Origin of the sequence: Paenibacillus borealis, assembly GCF_000758665.1 — a bacterium.
Taxonomy (GTDB): domain Bacteria; phylum Bacillota; class Bacilli; order Paenibacillales; family Paenibacillaceae; genus Paenibacillus_AQ; species Paenibacillus_AQ borealis.
Map to the genome: position 1 here is coordinate 3095435 of NZ_CP009285.1, position 17903 is coordinate 3113337.

The 17903-nt window shown below is 54.9% G+C and carries 14 protein-coding genes; 8 read left to right on the top strand and 6 right to left on the bottom strand.

The window, feature by feature from the left end:
* The first annotated feature begins 63 nt into the window (after positions 1-63).
* The 3 genes from PBOR_RS12795 (at position 64) to uidA (ending at position 6573) form a co-directional block, all read left to right on the top strand.
* Positions 64-2328 carry an AraC family transcriptional regulator gene (locus PBOR_RS12795; protein WP_218918901.1) on the top strand — a complete coding sequence of 755 codons (2265 nt, stop codon included), beginning with the start codon at positions 64-66 and terminating at the stop codon, positions 2326-2328.
* Positions 2329-2393: 65 nt separating this feature from the next.
* Positions 2394-4703: a 3-O-beta-D-glucopyranosyl-beta-D-glucuronide phosphorylase gene (locus PBOR_RS12800; RefSeq protein ID WP_042212128.1), complete on the top strand. Its 2310-nt coding sequence runs from the start codon at positions 2394-2396 to the stop codon at positions 4701-4703.
* Between the two features lie 79 nt (positions 4704-4782).
* A complete protein-coding gene (gene uidA, locus PBOR_RS12805; RefSeq protein ID WP_042212131.1) occupies positions 4783-6573 on the top strand; it encodes a beta-glucuronidase in 1791 nt (596 codons plus the stop codon).
* Between the two features lie 3 nt (positions 6574-6576).
* Here uidA and PBOR_RS12810 read toward each other — a convergent pair whose 3' ends face one another.
* The gene (locus PBOR_RS12810) at positions 6577-6906 is read right to left on the bottom strand and encodes an HIT family protein (protein WP_042212133.1); all 330 of its coding nucleotides are present in this window, start codon (positions 6904-6906) and stop codon (positions 6577-6579) included.
* A gap of 126 nt (positions 6907-7032) precedes the next feature.
* On the opposite strand from PBOR_RS12810, the gene PBOR_RS12815 reads away from it, so the two are divergent.
* Positions 7033-7965 (top strand): hypothetical protein, encoded by a 933-nt coding sequence (locus PBOR_RS12815; protein WP_052429457.1) that lies wholly within the window; start codon positions 7033-7035, stop codon positions 7963-7965.
* Positions 7966-8060: 95 nt separating this feature from the next.
* Here the strand turns inward: PBOR_RS12815 and PBOR_RS12820 are convergent, their stop codons facing one another.
* Positions 8061-8921: an SDR family NAD(P)-dependent oxidoreductase gene (locus tag PBOR_RS12820; RefSeq protein ID WP_042212135.1), complete on the bottom strand. Its 861-nt coding sequence runs from the start codon at positions 8919-8921 to the stop codon at positions 8061-8063.
* Between the two features lie 159 nt (positions 8922-9080).
* Here PBOR_RS12820 and PBOR_RS12825 point away from each other — a divergent pair, with 159 nt between their 5' ends.
* From PBOR_RS12825 to PBOR_RS12835, 3 genes are all read left to right on the top strand, one after another.
* On the top strand, positions 9081-9521 hold the full coding sequence (locus PBOR_RS12825; RefSeq protein ID WP_042212137.1) for a MerR family transcriptional regulator: 441 nt from the start codon (positions 9081-9083) through the stop codon (positions 9519-9521).
* 458 nt (positions 9522-9979) lie between these two features.
* Positions 9980-11074 carry a glycerol dehydrogenase gene (locus tag PBOR_RS12830; RefSeq protein ID WP_042212139.1) on the top strand — a complete coding sequence of 365 codons (1095 nt, stop codon included), beginning with the start codon at positions 9980-9982 and terminating at the stop codon, positions 11072-11074.
* A 168-nt stretch (positions 11075-11242) separates the two neighbouring features.
* On the top strand, positions 11243-12190 hold the full coding sequence (locus PBOR_RS12835; protein ID WP_042212141.1) for a divergent polysaccharide deacetylase family protein: 948 nt from the start codon (positions 11243-11245) through the stop codon (positions 12188-12190).
* On the opposite strand, the gene PBOR_RS12840 is transcribed toward PBOR_RS12835, so the two are convergent.
* Positions 12177-12974, bottom strand: a complete 798-nt coding sequence (locus PBOR_RS12840) for an N-acetylmuramoyl-L-alanine amidase family protein (RefSeq protein WP_245648142.1) — start codon at positions 12972-12974, stop codon at positions 12177-12179. The two genes, PBOR_RS12835 and PBOR_RS12840, sit on opposite strands and share 14 nt — an antisense overlap.
* Positions 12975-13162: 188 nt before the next feature.
* On the opposite strand from PBOR_RS12840, the gene PBOR_RS12845 reads away from it, so the two are divergent.
* Positions 13163-13351 (top strand): YqzE family protein, encoded by a 189-nt coding sequence (locus PBOR_RS12845; RefSeq protein WP_042212143.1) that lies wholly within the window; start codon positions 13163-13165, stop codon positions 13349-13351.
* A 182-nt stretch (positions 13352-13533) separates the two neighbouring features.
* On the opposite strand, the gene PBOR_RS12850 is transcribed toward PBOR_RS12845, so the two are convergent.
* From PBOR_RS12850 to PBOR_RS12860, 3 genes are all read right to left on the bottom strand, one after another.
* Positions 13534-14598: a hypothetical protein gene (locus PBOR_RS12850; RefSeq protein ID WP_052429458.1), complete on the bottom strand. Its 1065-nt coding sequence runs from the start codon at positions 14596-14598 to the stop codon at positions 13534-13536.
* A gap of 194 nt (positions 14599-14792) precedes the next feature.
* On the bottom strand, positions 14793-15869 hold the full coding sequence (locus PBOR_RS12855; protein ID WP_042212144.1) for a YqhG family protein: 1077 nt from the start codon (positions 15867-15869) through the stop codon (positions 14793-14795).
* On the bottom strand, positions 15869-17614 hold the full coding sequence (locus tag PBOR_RS12860; RefSeq protein WP_042212146.1) for a DEAD/DEAH box helicase: 1746 nt from the start codon (positions 17612-17614) through the stop codon (positions 15869-15871). Before PBOR_RS12860 ends, PBOR_RS12855 begins: the two co-directional genes overlap by 1 nt.
* Positions 17615-17903: the final 289 nt, after the last annotated feature.

Here is a 17903-nt window from a genome sequence, read left to right on the forward strand (position 1 = left end):
AATAAAAGCAACATACGATTGCGGGGGTAGGGAGTCATGCGAATACGGATATCCAGCTATTTATTGAAATTAATCATTTTCACCTTGGTGATCGGTGCTTTTCCGGTGCTGATCTTAGGGTGGTATTCCTATCACTACTCCTCGCAGTCGGTGCTTCAGCAGATTGAAGAACGCAACTCCCAGGTACTCCGGCAGAGCCAGCTGCGGGTGGAGCAGACGCTTAAGATGATTGATTTCTCCACCACGCAGCTTCTGGGGCTGCCGACAGTGACCAATGCAATTGCGACTAAGCTCGGCATACAAGATATGGAAATGATCCATGAGCTGTATAAAAATCTCTCCTCGATCCAGACCTTCGAGCTGGGGATTAAGGATGTGTATCTGTTCAGTCTGGAACAGGACTGGCTGATTACCAACTCCGGCATGGATGCATACAGCCAGCCGGGTCTGAAGGAGAAGCTGCGGCCGTTCGCCGGAATGCCTAACGGATCGGTGTGGATCAGCGGCAATTCAGCCAGCATCCAGGGGGCCGACGGCATGGTTGAACTGAATCACGCCGTCATTAATATCAAGAAATGGCCGATTAATTCGAGCAGACCCCGGGGCATGATCGCGGTGGTGCTGTCCTCCCAGCAGCTGAACGATCTGATCGCCAATGAGCCCGGCATGGGCAGCGTGTTCATACTGGATGAGGATGGGCGGGCGATCAGCCATTCCAACCCTTCCCTGCTGGATAAGGATCTGTCGGCTGAAGCTTATATTGCTGCCATCCGGGACAAGAAAGATACCGCCGGTGTGTTCAATGGCATAGCGGATGGGAGCAAAGCCTCCATCTCTTACCGGAAGTCAGCGTATAACGGCTGGACGTATGTATCGGTCGTTCCAACCCAGGCGGTTACCCGTCAGGCTACTGCCATTGGCAGGACCTCGATTCTGATTAGCCTCTGTGTGCTTGCAGCCACGGTGCTTACGGCTCTGGTCGGCTCGCGCCGGATGTACAGTCCCGTGCGGCATATCTACCGGTCCTTGCTGCCTGACAAGGAGCAGAGGCCCCGAAAGGATGAGTTCATCGCCATCTCCGACCGGATTCAGGGCATTCTCTCGGATCAGACCAAGCTGCAATTTGAGCTTGCAGGACAGCAGCAGCAGCTGGCAGAGTTTCTGGTCCGTAAAATGATGCTGGGTGAAGCGAGATCCCAGGGTATTCAGGAGCGGCTCATGGATTATGGTTACGGGTACACCAGCCAGTGGACGGTCATGCGGGTGCTGCTTGTGCAGGTTGACCGGCTTGACAGCAGCCGTTTCACAGAGAAGGACCGCGATCTGCTGCTGTTTGCTATCAGCAATATTGCGCTGGAGGTAGTCCCGGAAGGGGAACGCCTTCCGCCGATTGTCATCCGGGAATCGGTGGTGATTCTGACCGGCACAAGTACGCAATCCGAAGAAGCCTTCAAGGAATCCGTGTATGCCAAGGCGGCTGAGGTACAGGCTTCCGTGAAGCGTTATCTGGAGCTGCAGACCAGCATCGGTATCAGCCGTTCCTGTACAGCCTGGCCTGAAGTGGCCCGGGGCTATGAAGAAGGGGAGAATGCGCTGAAGTACCGGGCACGGCTCGGTGAAGAGGTCATATTGTTTATAGAGGATGTTCAACCAGCCAGCCGTAAGGAAATTGTCTATCCCAACAAAATCGCAGATGAGCTGTGCGAAGCGATTAAAGCGCATGACAGCGGCCGGGCGGAAGAACGCCTGTCCCTGGTGATGAATGCGCTCGCAAGCGAGGAATCCGACCATCAGGAATATCAGATGTCGCTGGTCCGGCTGCTGATGGATCTGATCCGGCTACTGCAGGATGCCGGCATCTCCCACCACCTGCTGAGGGCAGGGGAGGATTCCCTGTTCGAGGAGCTGCTTGGCATGCATAGTCCCGGTGATATCGAAGCCTGGTTCGGGAAGGTCATTGTTTCGCCGGCCATCGGGCTGCTGAAGGAGCGGCAGGAGACGCAGTTCAACAGCATCTCGGAAGAGGTGAAGCAGCTGATTGTTGAAGCCTTCGACACAGATCTTACGCTGGAGAAATGCTCAGCCAGGCTGAACTATCATCCGCAGTATATCAGCCGTGTGTTCCGTCAGGAGACAGGCACCAGCTTCACCGATTATCTGGCGCAATACCGGCTTACCGTGGCCAAAAGATGGCTTAAGGATACCGATCTGACGATCACCGAGATCGCTATGAAACTGAAATATAATAATCCGGCGAACTTCATCCGTTATTTCCGCAAGATGGAAGGGATTACTCCGGGGCAGTACCGGACCAACCTGGTGGAGTAGCCTTGAGTGTTGTGTAGGGCAGGACAGCAGGAGTTGAAGCAGAACAGGAAAGGTGTGTAATTCATTTGAACAGAAGTGATGCTTACGGGTATTTCCGGAACCAGGGGAGAGAGTATGTCATTACCACTCCCCGGACACCGGCAAGATGGTTCAACTATTTGTTTAATGACACTTATTATACAGAGATATCCCAGACAGGGCAGGGGGACAGTGTTGCTTTTCGGCCTCATAACCGCACGTTGACCAGGGGCTTCCGCTACTTCTATCTGAAGGACCTGGAAACGGGAGGCACCTGGTCGCCGCTGTATCAGCCGCTGAAGACAGAGCCGGAGGCGTATGAATGTATTCATAGCCTGGGAACTACCGAAATCCGCTCCGTATCACAGGAGATTGCGTCCTCTATTCATGTTTTTGTACCCCGTGCGGGTCAGCAGGAGATCTGGACAGTAACGCTTACGAATACGGGCGTTAAGCCGAGGAGCCTATCGCTGTTCACCGCTTTCTCGCTGGAGAACGGGGGTGTGATGGGCAGCAAATGCCAGTTCGATCAGGAATCGCAAATCCTGTCCTCCTATTCCTTCCCTTATCATGTTACTTACGGGCAGAAGGCCGGGTGCGACGATCATACCAACGTGGTGTACGTATACCCGGATTATCCTGCGGATTCCTATGATTGCAGCCAGCGCGCATTCTTCGGCGGCGACGATATTTATGAGCTTCCGGCAGCCGTGCAGAAGGGGCGCTGTTCGGGCGGGCAGGCAGAGGCAGAGAATCCGCTTGGAGCCCTCCAGCAGACCATTACTCTTGAGCCTGGTGAACAGGCAGTGCGCCATTTTGTTGTCGGCTGCGCCTCTTCCCTGGAAGAGATCCGCAGCAGCAAGGCGGAGCTGGCCGCCAAGGGATACGCTGTTCTGCTCCAGGAAACTGAGGACTACTGGGAGGGAATCACCGGCATGTTCCGGGTGGAGACACCGGATGATGATGTGAATGCATTCATGAATATCTGGCTCAAAAAACAGATCGTCATGCAGACCCGCACGAACCGTATGTCGAGCTATTGTCCGGTCCGTAACCAGCTTCAGGATGCCTTGGGCTATGCGCTGGTTGATCCCGCCGGGGCGGCAGAGTATATGATCTCTGTGCTTCAGGGCCAGGAGCGCAGCGGCTTCATCCAGCAGTGGATTATGACTGACGGCTCCCCGCCCAAAAATCTGTGCCTGCTGAAGCATACGGACGGCCCGGTCTGGCTGATCATCTGCATAACGGCGCTGCTGAACCAGTGTGGGGATACGGAGCTGCTGCAGCGCCAGGTTGGCTTCAAAGGATCTTCTGATAGCGCTACCATTTATCAGCACCTGCTGCTGGCAGCGGATTATATGGCCGGTGAGACCGGTGCGCATGGACTGTGCCTGATGGGAGACGGGGACTGGAATGACCCGATTAACGGACCGGGAAGGCTGGGCCGCGGGGAATCTGCCTGGAATACCATGGCGCTGGTCTATGCCATTCAGGCACTCATTCCCTTCTGCGAACAGCTGGGCGATACGGAGAATGCAGAGCAGCTGAATACTGTCGCTAGGAGGCTGGCGGATGCCGTTAACCGCATCTGCTGGGATGGAGGCTGGTATGTGGCCGGGTTCGATGATGACGGCACGCCGTTCGGAACCGCGCAGGATGAAGAGGGCAAGCTGTTCCTGAACACCCAGACCTGGGCGATTATGAGCGGTATCGCCAGCGGGGAGCGGCTGGACCAATGCCTGGCGGCAATCGACAGCCTGGATACACCGTTTGGCCCCCGCCTGCTGGAGCCGCCATTCAGCGGCTGGAATCCCAAATGGGGACGGATCAGCCTTAAGCTGGCGGGCACTACCGAGAATGGCTCCGTCTATTGCCATGCGTCCATGTTCAAAGCGTTCGCCGACTGCATCGCAGGCCGGGGAAGCGAAGCCTGGCAGACGATCAGCCGCACGCTGCCGACGAACCCGGACAATCCGCCCGGGCAGAACGGGCAGGTGCCGATTTTTGTGCCGAATTATTATTTCGGTCTGGCGGATTCTCCGAACTTCGGCAAATCCAGCCATCATGTCTCAACCGGAACGGTAGGCTGGATGCTCTGGACTACGCTCGAATATGCGCTGGGAATCAGAGCTACAGCTAATGGACTGAAGATCGACCCGTGTATTCCCGCCGATTGGCCGGAGTACACAGTGGAACGGAAATACCGGTCTGCATCATACCGGATTCATGTGCTCAATCCCTCCGGGATCAGCCGGGGAACGGTGAAGGTGACGGTCGACGGAGAAGCCTGGATGGCAGCTGCACTTCCCTATGAAGCAGGAAGAGAGTATCAGGTTACTGTTCAGCTGGAACAGTGAGCCTCTTCCTAGCGCGGGCCTGAGTCTGAGCTTAAGTGAAATTCAGAGTTAATATATAGAAGATCGGAGTGGACAAACCATGCTGTTTCCAAAGGATACATTGACGCGCGAAATCAAGGATCTGTCCGGCATCTGGCGCTTTAAGGCAGATCCGGACAACCGGGGCCGGGAAGAGAAGTGGCATCATCAGCCGCTTCAGGATACCATTCCTATGCCGGTTCCCGCCAGCTACAACGATATCACCCAGGATGCGGCGCTGCGTGACCACATCGGTGACGTGTGGTATGAGCAGACCTTCATCGTCCCCCGTTCCTGGTCGGGTGACCGGATGATGCTCTGGATCGGCAGTGCCTGCCATCATGCGGTTGTCTGGGTGAACGGAGTGGAGGTGGCCTCCCACAAGGGGGGATTTCTGCCTTTTGAAGCGGATATTACACGGGTTGCAGTGCCCGGCCGGGAGAACCGCGTAACTATTGTGGTCAACAATGTGCTTAACTGGCAGACACTGCCGCCGGGACGGATCAAGACCTTCGACGATGAGAAGCATCCCGAAGGCTACCGGGTGCAGGAATATTTTCATGATTTCTTTAACTATGCGGGACTACACCGGCCGGTGAAGCTGTACCGGACTTCCGGATTGTTCATTCAGGATATAACCATAACTACAGATGTGCAGGGGGAGTCAGGGGTTGTCGGATACTCCATTGAATGCTCTCAGCCGGAAGGAGAGGTAAGGGTCAAGCTGCTGGACGAGGACGGGAAGGAAGCTGCCACAGGGAAGGGAAGCTCGGGCACCTTGCAGGTGGAGAACGCCAGACTGTGGAAGCCGCTGCAGGCTTATCTGTATACCCTTCATGTGGAGCTTCTTGATTCTTACGGACAACTCGCTGACCATTATCAGCTGCAGGTGGGCATACGCACGGTTAAGGTGGAAGGGACCCGGTTCCTGATCAACGGCGAGCGTTTCTATTTCAAGGGCTTCGGGAAGCATGAGGACAGTGATATCAGGGGCAAGGGACTGGATCAGGCGGTCAATGTGAAGGATTTCAATCTGCTCAAGTGGATTAACGCCAACTCCTTCCGCACTTCCCACTATCCGTATGCCGAAGAGCTGCTGGAGCTGGCAGACCGCGAAGGCATCGTGGTGATCGGCGAGGTCCCGGCTGTAGGCTTCACTTTCTTCAATTATAACGACAAGGTGTATACACCGGATCAGGCCAATGAGGAGACGCTGGCTCATCATCACGATGTTCTGAGCGATCTGATTGCCCGCGACAAGAATCATCCATCCGTAGTCATGTGGAGTCTTGCTAACGAAGCGGCCACCTTCCAGGACGAGGCGGTACCGTATTTCCGCCAGCTGGCCGATACCGCCCGCAGGCTGGACCCGCAGCGTCCGATTACGATTGTGCAATGGCCGCTGCCGGATAAGTGCAAGGTGGCGCAGTTTTTTGACGTCATCTGTGTGAACCGCTACTACTCCTGGTACCAGGACCCGGGTGCCCTGGAGCTGGTGGAGCATCAGGTGGAATGGGAGCTGACGAACTGGTACCGGAATTTCGGCAAGCCGGTCATCATGACGGAATATGGCGCCGATGCCATCGCCGGATTTCACCAGGACCCTCCGGTCATGTTCACCGAGGAATATCAGGAGGAGCTGCTCACCCGCTACCACAATGTGTTTGACCGGCTGGATTTCGTGATCGGGGAGCATGTTTGGGCTTTTGCCGATTTTGCCACCAAACAGGGGATTACTAGAATTAACGGCAACAAAAAAGGCGTATTCACACGCCAGCGCCAGCCTAAAGCCGCCGCCCGCATGCTCCGCAGCCGCTGGGGGGAGATGGGAGAATATCCGGAGAAGCTGTAGGACTTATCTCAGCGGCTCGCCATAGCTGATATGCCAGTGCAGATGCTTCGAATCCTGATAGTTCCCAAGGTTCGTGCTCACTCTGCATGCCCCGTATTCCCCGGTTACCTGGGCGGCCACCTGCTTAATGACTCCGATAAGCTCAAGCAGCAGGTCATTATCGCTGTCTTGAAGAGTTATAAGTGAGGAGATATGCCGCTTAGGGATGGCGACAATGTGGACAGGATAAAAGGGTCTGGTGTGGTGGTTGGCTAGAACATTGTCCGTTTCGATTACCTTCCTCACTTCAATTTTGCCGCTTAATACTTCGTCACAGTAGAAATCTTCAGTCATGTGTATCCTCCTCGGCAATCTGTGTTCTCTTGTATTTTATTGGAAATCTCTTAGAATAATATGTGTGAAATCATAGCGTTTGCTGAGAGAACCGGTTAATACTATTTCATCAAAAGGAGATTACACATGAAGCTGCTGCTGGAGGATTACGAGGTTATACGGCGATGGCTGTACCGCAATGCCCGTCCGCTGGATCTGGCGAGATGGAAGTTCCACTTTGAAGAAGGCGGAGTCCCGCCTGTGCTGGAAGCATTGTCAGCTTATCAGAATGAAGACGGCGGCTTCGGCCATGCCCTGGAAGCGGATGCCTGGAATCCGGATTCCACACCGGTCATGACGGCTACTGCTGTGGAGAGACTGCTGGAGCTGGAATTTGCAGATGCCGGCCACCCGGTTGTACAGGGCATTCTGAAGTATCTGGACAGCGGTGCGGATATGGAAGACCGGACATGGAGGAATGTGGTAGCCTCCAACAACGATTACCCCCATGCACCCTGGTGGCACACGGATTCGGACAGCACCGCACGCAGTATCTATAATCCGACAGCCATATTGGCCGGATTCATTCTGAAATATGCCGACAGAGACAGTGCGCTGTATGACCGGGGAATGGGTATCGCCCATGAATTGACGGAGCTATTCTTGCAAGATACTGCCATTGAGATGCATCCGCTGAAATGTGTTGTCACTCTGCTGGAATGTATCGCCTGGGCGGAGCAGCAGGAGCATTTCCCCTATGTCACATTGAAAGAAGCGGCTAAAGTGCGAATCGTACAGCTGATCAGCCGCGATGCGGGAGAATGGAACGGCTACAGCTGCAGACCGTCCTTTTTCCTGAAGTCGCCGCAAAGTCCCGGATATGCAGAGCTCGCCGGGCTGGTTCACCAGGAGCTGGATTATCTGCTGGAGACCAGAAATCCAGAAGGAGTCTGGAACCTGACCTGGAGCTGGGCGGGGTATGAGCGGGAATTTGCTGTCAGCGAGAACTGGTGGAAGGCACATACTGTTATGGAGAATATGCTGCTGCTGCGGGAGTTTGGACGAATCTCTGAGCTATAACATGAATAATTATTGCAGGATAAATGCCCGCACAATCAAGCCCAAGTCATCGTATCAGATGCTTGGGCTTTGGTATGTGCAGTATAACGTATGAATCAGGAGCTGCTGCCGACCGTGCGGAACTCCTGCTGATAAATGGTCTGGACGTTCTTCAGAATAGTGCTGCTGTGCTCTGTGAATTTAAGCGGGGTCACCTGATTCTTGATCAGGAACACACCGGGCTTGCGGCTGTGCTCGCCGAGTGCAGCCTGATATAACAAGCCAGCTCCATGAGTGGGTTCCGGGAAGAACATACGTATAACCGGTCTCAGCCAAAAAGGAATTCCGGATTTCTTGCCGCCGCGGATCGTATTGTTACCTCCGGGATCGGCACTGCGGATTATAATGCCTTCCGCCGCAAGCGCGGGGGCAACCTCGGAAGTCCATAAGGATAAGGCAAGCTTGGTGTCCGCGTAAGGGCCGGTCAGCTTTTGGAACTTGGCAGGATGCTCCAGGGCGGCAGGGTCGAATTTGCGCTTCATCATAAAAGCATTGGAAGAGGTATTAATCACAGTGCGCAGTGTGCCATTCAGGATCAGCGGCTTCAGTTCCATGGTAATGATGTACGGAACAACCGTCTGCAGCTCATAGTGCAGCTCACGGCCTTGCTTGGAGAAGCTTAGCTCGGGAAAACTGCCGCCCGCATTATTGAACAGCAGATCGATCTGCGATTCATGGCTGTGAATATCCTGCAAGGCACGCTTCAACTGGGTGAAATCCGATAAGTCAGCCTTATAAATCCGCAGCCGTCTGCTGCTGAGCGCTTCACGGATAAGGGGATCATCCTCTGGAAAAGCTGAACGGATGAGCGCAATAATCTCCCAGCCTTCACCCAGCATCCGGCGGGTCAAGGCGAGTCCGATTCCATTATTCGCTCCGGTGATCAGCGCAGTTCGTTGAGATTGTTCTATAGTCATATTAAGTTCTCCTTTGGGATTGTAGTGGTGAATGGTGCCCATTGTATAACTTGGAGCCGACTCCAAGTCAAGGCCTGAAATTAACCGTTGACTTGGAGCTGACTCCAAGTTATACAATAGGATGAACTGAAGACTAGATAATTCAAATGAGGTGACCCTATGAGTCTGGCAGAAGCTAATATCATTCAGGGATATTCGATCAAAGAAACAGCGGAGCGGACCGGAATTCCGGAGGATACGATCCGGTATTACGAGAAGATCGGCCTGCTGCCGCGGGCCCAGCGCAAGCAAAACAGCCACCGCATCTACAGCGATCAGGATCTGGAGACGATGAAGCTGATCACCTGTCTCAAGAAGACGGGGATGTCCCTTGACGACATACGGCCATATCTTAGCCTGTCTCTTGATTCGGACCTGTCTGAATATCCGGAGCTGCATGAGATGATCCTGAATCATAAACAGAAGATCCTGGAGCAGATCGCTTCACTGCAGCAGATTGTGGATTTTATTGATACCAAGATGGATCAGGGAAACCTCGGCCCGCAGGAATGTGAGCTTACAGGAGATACCCGCAGAATGCCGGCGCAGCGCAAACGCTGATCCTATTCCCTCACAGCCTCATTCCAAATCACTTTGGAGTGGGGCTTTTTGCTAATATCGCTTGTATGCATCTGTTTCACATGACAACTTATCCCATTTCCCGCTGAAACGGTGCCAGAATGACGGCAAAGCGGTTTCCGCTTGTTGTTCAGGAAATATTAGTTGGATTTTCTCCACTTGCTTAGGTACGGACGAGTCCTTGTCAGGAAACAGTTGGAAATAAGGCACTTAATATGCGGCAAATCCTTCAACGTAGTGGAAATACATGAGATTAAATGACGTTTATCCACTTACTTGCCTCAGACGCTATAAAAGATCGAAATTAAGATACGTTTATCCAATTGTTAAATTTGCCGAGCGGGCAGAAGTTGCCCCTATGAGGATTTAGCGGAGTTTGTTCATTGCTGTATTCCAGATTCTTCCTTAGAATAAGAGAATTAGAACAGGAGGGATTCATAATGTCACAGATCATCTATTCACCGTCTAAATATATTCAGGGCAGCGGTGAGATTACGAGGCTAGGGGTGTATTGTCAGCAAATGGGGGCGAAAGGTGCCTACGCTATAGTAGATCCCTATATTCTCTCTTTGTATGGACAAGAGATCAGCACCGGTTTCGAGACGGAGCAGATTCCGCTGCTGCTGCGTGAATTCAAGGGCGAATGCAGTCTTGTGCAGGTGAACCAGATAGTGGCGGAGCTGGATAGCGGCAGTGTGGATGTCATTGTGGGCATTGGCGGAGGCAAGACACTGGATACGGCAAAAGCGGTCAGCCATTTCACCGGGCTCCCGGTGATGCTTGTGCCGACAGTAGCATCAACGGATGCGCCATGCAGCGCCCTATCTGTTCTCTACAGCGAATCGGGCGAATTCGACCGGTATCTGCCGCTGCGTCGCAGTCCGGATATCGTTGTCGCAGATGTGGCGATTATCGCCAAAGCTCCTGTCAGACTGCTTGCAGCAGGTATGGGGGATGCCTTGTCGACGTATTACGAAGCAAGAGCCTGCAGCAGATCAGGAGCGCTTACCAGCGCCGGAGGTACAAGCACTTTGGCTGCCCTGGCACTCGCCCGCGCTTGCCATGTTACGCTGCTTGCCGATGGTGCGCAGGCACTGGCTGATGTCAGGGAAGGACGCGTCACAGCCGCAGTTGAACATATTGTCGAAGCCAATATTTATCTCAGCGGCATCGGTTTCGAGAGCGGCGGACTGGCAGCGGCCCATGCTATTCATAATGGGCTAACGCTGCTCGAGGAATGCCGGAGCGTGCTTCACGGGGAGAAGGTAGCATTCACCACACTGGTACAGCTCTTCCTTGAAGGAGCGACGGAAGCTGAGATCAGCGGGGCGGTGGAGTTCTGCCGGCTGGTTGGTCTGCCAGTAACGCTGGCGGAGCTGGGGTTAGCAGGTGTTGATCATGGCCGGCTGCTGATTGCAGCTGAGGCCAGCTGCAGCGAGGGCAGTCCAATGGCCAACATGCCGTTTGCCGTGACACCGCAGCAGGTGCTGGCAGCGATTCTTGATGCCGACCGCCGCGGGGCACAGCTATCTTAAAATGTTTTGGGGTCCCCGCAAAGTTCTTGAGTCATCACTGGAGCCAAAGCCACACTTTGTGGGGTTATTTTAAGCTTTGTTAATTATTGCGTAAGTTCACCGTACATATTTAACCTTCGTGAGCCAAACAATGAGAACAATTGTTGAATCATGAAGGAGGTGTTCCATTTGAAGAAAAGCAGTCACAGCGTAAAGCACATCATTCTATATCTTTTGGCCGCAGTAGTTGTCTTGATGACCACGCTGATTCCGTCAGCATCTCAAGCGGTACTTGCCGCACCGGCAGCCCTTGCAGACACCGCGCAGGTTATGGAAACCGCAGATTCCTTGCCGGAGCCGGCAACAGATACGCATGCAGACAACAGCTTAAGCAGCGGTTCAGTTGACCGGCAAATAGAGAATAAGAAGTTGCCCAGCCGTGTCGCCATCATTGTCGATGATTTCGGTAATAACATGCGGGGCACGGAGGAGATGTTCAAGCTGCCGGTCAAGATTACCGTTGCGGTGATGCCGTTCCTGTCCACGAGTGAAAAGGATGCACGGCGTGCGCATGAGCTTGGCTTGGATGTATTGGTCCATCTGCCGATGGAGCCGCGCCAGGGCAAGCCGGAATGGCTTGGACCGGGTGCGGTGCTGACTAAGATGAGTGATGCTGAAGTCCGCCAGCGGGTGGAGGCAGCGCTCGATAATGTCCCTTTTGCTATTGGGATTAACAATCACATGGGCTCTAAGGTGACCGGTGACGAACGGGTGATGGGCATTGTGCTGGCGGTCTGCAAAGAACGAGGTTTATTCTTCGTAGACAGCCATACCAATTATCGTTCCGTTGCCGGGAGAATGGCCCGGGAGCTGGGACTCCCGCCTGTGGAGAACCACATTTTCCTGGACGACGTGCATTCTGTCAGCCATGTGGCTAAACAGATGAAGCTGGTACATGAGCGGGCAATGAGCCAGAGATACTGCGTAACTATCGGTCATGTCGGCATTCAAGGCAAAGAAACCGCAGCGGGCATCCGCAGCGGCATTGCCGGAATGAAAGACAGCGTGGAATTTATCGGCATCTCCGAGCTTGTCCGGGATGAGTGGAAATGGAATTCGCAAGTCACACTTCCATAAGATACGCCGCAATTCCGTTAGCAACCGCTTCGGCAATCTCTTCCTGGCCTTGCGGTGTGCACAGCTTCTCGCGGTCTGCCGGACTGCTGACAAAACCCGCCTCGACGATCACTGTTGTGGCGGTTATTTTGTTGAGCAGATAGAAGGGTTTGCCTTGTCTGGGGTCATTCTTCATCCCATACAGCCCGTTCAGCTGGTCCTGAATAGCTCTGGCCAGCAGGAAGCTGCGCCCTTCCTGGCGGTACAATACGAGCGGGCCATGCTTGGAGGGCGATTTCGCCCAATTAATATGGATGCTGACCACGACATTAGCCGGCAGCGTTTCCGCCAGTTCCTTGCGCTGTGCCAGGTCACGCAGATGCCGGGATTTACTGCGCAGCCAGAGGTTCTCGTCGCTCGGCGCATAATCACCGGTCCGGTTCAGAATGGCATCGAAGCCGTCACTGCGCAGCAGGAGAAAGAGGCGGCGGGAGATGGCCAGGGTAATGTCCTTCTCCAGAATAGTGCCGTAAGACGTTCCGCCGTCTATCCCCCCGTGTCCGGCATCAATCAGGATGATCCGCTGGTCATGTCCGAGCATATGCTGACGGTCTGACTGTTTGTCGGTCAAGTGGTCTACCCCCGGTGTAGCGGCAAGGATGGTCCCTGCATCTCCAGCTGTTAGCAGAGTCAGCACCGCTAATGACGCCAGTATCCTCTGCAGCAATTGCCCCAGCCGGTAATGTTGCCCAGGAAGGCTTGCCCCTCCTGCATGATGTTCTTGTAATTGTCCTGATATTCTCATGTGAATAACCTCCTGCCTGAATCATCATAGCTTCATGTACTGTTAGATTGTACCTTTAGCGCCAAACCTATACGAAGCTTAACGGTTCCGGTTTAGAGAGCTGAAGAATGGAGCACACTACAGATATGGAGAAATGGGCAGGGTGGCAGGCGGCAATCCGTCAGCTGCCTGCAGAGGAGGTATAGGTCATGGCATCCAGCGGAGATGATCTGGTGAAATACATTACGGAGAAAGTAGTCGTCTATATGGAGGACCCGCGCGCCGTACATGCAAGGCGGAAGGCGGAGAAACAGCCCTGGGCCCAGAAATGGTTCGGCATGCTGCCGCTCGCCTGGTCCGTCTGGCGCAGCAAATGGAGCCGCAAGGAACGGCAATAGCCTGCCTGTCAGCGCGGCAGGGTCATAAGTGATCAGTCAGATAGTCAGCAAAAGCCAAGCACCAGCGGCTTTGCTCACCCGGATTCAGAAACAGCCTTCCCTTAAAGCCGCTTAAGCGGCAGAAGGGGAGGCTGTTTGGCTTGTACAGCTGCATTATTAGGATAAGCGCTGAACCTTTATAATTAATGCGGCGCTGCGCCGAGCGTCGTTCCTCCGGACAGAGGCAGCGGTGGTTTGTGGAAGGTTCCGTACTTCTGGAGTGCTGTGAGCGGGAGATAACGTTTCCCGCCGGGCCCGGCAGCGGCGTAAATAACTGCCGGTTCAGCACCCGCCTTACTTCCGGCAGGGGACTGAAGCCAGCTCTGGCAGCCTGTAATCATGAACGGGGCGCCCAGGGTATCATTGTGTCCCGTGGACTGGAAGGCAAGGCTGCCCCGGCTTTTAAGCAAAGTATTTAAACTGGCTTCGCTGATATTCTTCAGTTCAGGAGCGGTCAGCCACTGTAAATCTGCATACGGGTCATCCTGCCCGCTGCTAAGCAGAGCGGGCAAGGGAGTGCGGCCTGAGCCCTGCCCCGAGTACACCACCAGGGCTTTGGCATCAAGCTGGCCGTCCAGGATTCGGTTTGCCTGGCTAAGACTCCAAGGCAGTACCTGCAGTACTGAGGCATTGAGATACAGCGTCTTGTCCGCAAGCGTGAGCTTCCAGACCGGCAGCAGCGGAGCGTACAGCGCCGTTAATTCTATTTTACCAGAATAAGAGGAGGTAATCAGTCCTTCCTGCACCAGATACTGGCGCAGATCACTCATACTATAAGGGAGACCATAGGTACCGGCTCCGTATTCACTCAGCAGATATTTGCCCCCGTCCGCAGCAGAAATAATGAGATATCCGATCCGCTGCTCCCCGTTCATCACATTGACCAGCCAGCTGCGTGTGCCCGGCCCGAGAGGATAGACCTCAGTTCCGGCATTCTTCCATTCCTTAAAAGGAGTATCCGCCGACAATTGGCTAATCGTGAGGCGGGTGAAATCCTGCAAAGTTTCAGGAGCGGGAGCCTGTGTCATAACAAGTCCGGGCAGAATCTCCTGCAGGACGGATTGTGTGACAGTGGTCCGGCTGCCTATAGACGCGAGCGCCGGAGGCGGGGAGGCGCTGGCGGCGAACAGAGTCAGTCCGAGAGTCAGACAGAGGAGCAGGCGGGTGCGCCGCCCGAGCGGTCCCTTCTGCCTCGCTTTGATTTTCATGTCATTGTTCACCTTTCCTGTTCCAAAGGTTATTCGCAAGCCTTGCCGGGGCCGGTAACCCGGAGCCCGGCAGCGTCCTGCTACGTACTTTTAATTGTAGGGGACAAGCCCTGAAAAGGCTGTTGCTTACTGTCGCGGCGGCCTGCGGGAATTCCGCTGTTTTTTTGTTTGCTTTTAGCGAGCCGGGTCGCATTCTATGTGCTGCGCAGGTGAAACAGCCCGTATGTTACGGCAGAAACTGCAATCTGCGGCTCATATTGCCAGGTGGTCTCTTTGCGGCGGCGGTTGTATTGCTCCTCTATCCCGAGGCGTTTCTCTTCATCCTGCTCCTTCAGCAGCTCCTCGTAATAGATATCCACGATGCTCAGCTCCAGCCGCAGGCGCTCGCGGGCTTCCTCGGCCCAGGTATAGTCCAGCAGAGCCAGCTTCGAGGTCAGATAGCCCTCCAGCCTGTCGGCTCCGGCAGTAACGGACAGCTCAGAAGGCTGAATGTGGATATTCTCCGGCAGCCTTGGCGTAAGCTCCCGCGAAGCCAGCCGGGCCTCAAAGTCCGGAACAATCAGCCCGGAGGTCAGTGACACCGCGATGAAATGCAGCTCTTCACGCTTCAGGTCACACGTCATCTCCACCTTGTAGCAGACGGCAAGCCAAGGCTCGTAGGCGGCCGAGAACAGCGTGGTCCGCTGCCGGAGTCCCGGATCCTCGAACAGCTGCAGGCATTTGCCCTCGTCCCGTGCCGCTGACCAGATCTGCCGCAGGCGCTTGCTGCCGTAGGTCACATCCTCGCGGCGGATCATACCCGGCCCGATGCGCGGCAGCTGCGGGACGATGCCGAAGTACCGTGCGAGGATGCTGTCCTCCGGATCAGCGGAGACCCCGGGCGGCACCACGCCTCCGGGTGCTGCTGCCGGTGCCGCGCCAGGCTCCGCGCCTGCCTCAGCATCCGCGGCACCCGCCGCGCCGGTGCCGCGCGGCACCGGCCCTGCCGCCGGGCGGACGGCTCCGCCGCGCGGCCGGGCCGCAGGCGCAGCTGCCTGTGCGGCCAGCTCATCGTACTTCTCCGGATCGAAGACGAAGCTGAAGGACAGGGTCTCCGGATCTACGCCGGTGCGCTCCACGAATCCCCAGTAATAAGGGCGGTCCGTCAGCATCCGGTCCGCGCGCGGCGAGAGCTTCACCGTCACATGCATCGGAGAGGATTCGAGAATCGTGCATTCTGTCGCTTCCAGGTAATCCATGACCTGCTTGCGTACTTCCACAGGGGTCAGCATTAAGGAGCCACCTCACTTTCATCCAGATTGGCATGGGTCAGCTCGCTGATCGTGTCACCAATCTGATCCAGCTCGCTGCGCAGCTCCTCGTCGCTGCGGGCTTCGAGGACGATTTTATATAAGCTTTTCTCAAGGGATTCCTTCTTCTCGAAGCGCTCCAGGATGACATCCAGCCCGCCGATGACCATCTCGAACATATTGATTTTTTCATGCAGCAGGTGAAGAATATGCTCCTCGATCGTGCCTTCAGTAGAGAGATTGTAGATGACTACATCATTCTCCTGGCCAAGCCGGTGTACCCGGCCGATCCGCTGCTCTACGCGCATGGGGTTCCAGGGGAGGTCGAAGTTGATCATATGGTGGCAGAACTGCAGATTGATCCCTTCGCCGCCCGCTTCCGTAGCAATCATTACCTGGGCGCGGCCGCGGAAGAGGTCCATCATCCAGTCTTTTTTGCCGCGGTTCATCCCGCCGGAGTAAGTGACGCACTGCAGTCCATGCTCACGGAAATATTGCAGCAGATATTCCTGGGTTGCCCGGTATTCGGTGAAGACGATGACCTTCTCGTTCATTTGACGGATCAGCTCCATCGTTTTCTCCGCTTTGGTGTTTGTCTTGACCGTGCGTATCGTCTGGAGCAGACCCATCATACGCTCGCGTTTCGGTGAATCCGCCGGAAGCTTCTTAATCAGATTCACAAGCGTGACGAACACGGCATCCCGGCTGCTGCATACCTCACGCTGGAGCGTCACCAGGGAGAGCATGCTGCTGAGATTGCCGCCCGCTTCCTGATATTGGTCTTTGACAAAGGCGGTGACGCCGTCATATAATTCTTTCTCCTCCAGAGAGAGAGTGAGCGGAATATTGCGCACTTTGCGCTTCGTGAAATTCACCGGACCCTCGCCGCGGCGGTTGCGGATCATCACCTTGGAGAGCTCGCCCCTCAGCTGGACCTCGTTCTTGGGCTGGCGTTTATCGACCACGAAATTGGTGGCGAAATCCCCCTGGTTCCCGAGCTGTCCCGGCTTCAGCAGCGTGATCAGATTGAACAGCTCGCCGAGATCATTCTGGACGGGAGTGGCGGTGAGCAGCAGACAGTACTTCTTGCGCAGCTGCTGTACGAACAGATAGTTCGTTGATTTCTTATTCTTCAGCTTATGGGCCTCGTCGATAATCAGCATGTCGAATTCCTGGCTCAGCAGCATTTCCTTGTGCGGATCGCGTTTGGCCGTGTCCATGGAGGCGACAACAATATCATTGCCCCAGGAGTAAGCTTTCTTCTGTGCTACGGCTGAAATACCGAATTTACTGTTCAGCTCACGCACCCACTGCAGGACAAGAGACGCAGGAACAAGAATCAGAACTTTACTTACAAGCCCGCGCACCAGATATTCCTTGAGGATCAATCCGGCTTCTATCGTCTTGCCAAGCCCCACTTCGTCTGCCAGAATGGCCCGGCCTGACATCTCGAACAGTACCTTATGGGCGGTATCCAGCTGGTGTGGAAGCGGGGATAACCCGGACAGATGCTTCATACACTGCAGCTCATCGAAGCTCGTAACCAGTCCCGATTGCTCACCTTGTACGGCCAGCCGGGATAGTCTCCAGTCTCCCCAAGGTCCGCCTTTATCAAGCTTCGACTCCAGGTCCTGCAGCCAGTTACGCTCAAAGGACAGAGGAACAGGCAGCAGCGGGGCAGGCGTACTGCCCCCTTGCGGCAAGGAATTGCGGAATAATTGCGTCATGTTGCAGCCTCCTCCGGCGCGGTTTCATATCGAAATGCGTAGCAGTAGTATGCGCGTAAAAGAGAGATTTCATAACCTGCTATCCTCCGGCTGCTGCCGTGGAGTAATCTTGCGGAGCCTTGCGGCGGTACTGCTGCTGGTGCTGCTGCGGCTTCGGCGGATCTTGAATATCCGTGGCGGAATCTGTCTTCCGGGCCCGGAAGCTTATCAATCTGGAACCTGTAAAAAAGCGAGAAAGAGGGAGAAAATCCACTATCTTTTACCGTTTTTACGAAATTCCCGCCATGGG

Coding starts and splice junctions, on each gene's coding strand:
- PBOR_RS12820 (WP_042212135.1), bottom strand. CDS start 8,921: ATGACTATAGAACAATCTCAACGAACTGCGCTGATCACCGGAGCGAAT.
- uidA (WP_042212131.1), top strand. CDS start 4,783: ATGCTGTTTCCAAAGGATACATTGACGCGCGAAATCAAGGATCTGTCC.
- PBOR_RS12845 (WP_042212143.1), top strand. CDS start 13,163: ATGGCATCCAGCGGAGATGATCTGGTGAAATACATTACGGAGAAAGTA.
- PBOR_RS12830 (WP_042212139.1), top strand. CDS start 9,980: ATGTCACAGATCATCTATTCACCGTCTAAATATATTCAGGGCAGCGGT.
- PBOR_RS12825 (WP_042212137.1), top strand. CDS start 9,081: ATGAGTCTGGCAGAAGCTAATATCATTCAGGGATATTCGATCAAAGAA.
- PBOR_RS12810 (WP_042212133.1), bottom strand. CDS start 6,906: ATGACTGAAGATTTCTACTGTGACGAAGTATTAAGCGGCAAAATTGAA.
- PBOR_RS12840 (WP_245648142.1), bottom strand. CDS start 12,974: ATGAGAATATCAGGACAATTACAAGAACATCATGCAGGAGGGGCAAGC.
- PBOR_RS12855 (WP_042212144.1), bottom strand. CDS start 15,869: ATGCTGACCCCTGTGGAAGTACGCAAGCAGGTCATGGATTACCTGGAA.
- PBOR_RS12860 (WP_042212146.1), bottom strand. CDS start 17,614: ATGACGCAATTATTCCGCAATTCCTTGCCGCAAGGGGGCAGTACGCCT.
- PBOR_RS12850 (WP_052429458.1), bottom strand. CDS start 14,598: ATGAAAATCAAAGCGAGGCAGAAGGGACCGCTCGGGCGGCGCACCCGC.
- PBOR_RS12815 (WP_052429457.1), top strand. CDS start 7,033: ATGAAGCTGCTGCTGGAGGATTACGAGGTTATACGGCGATGGCTGTAC.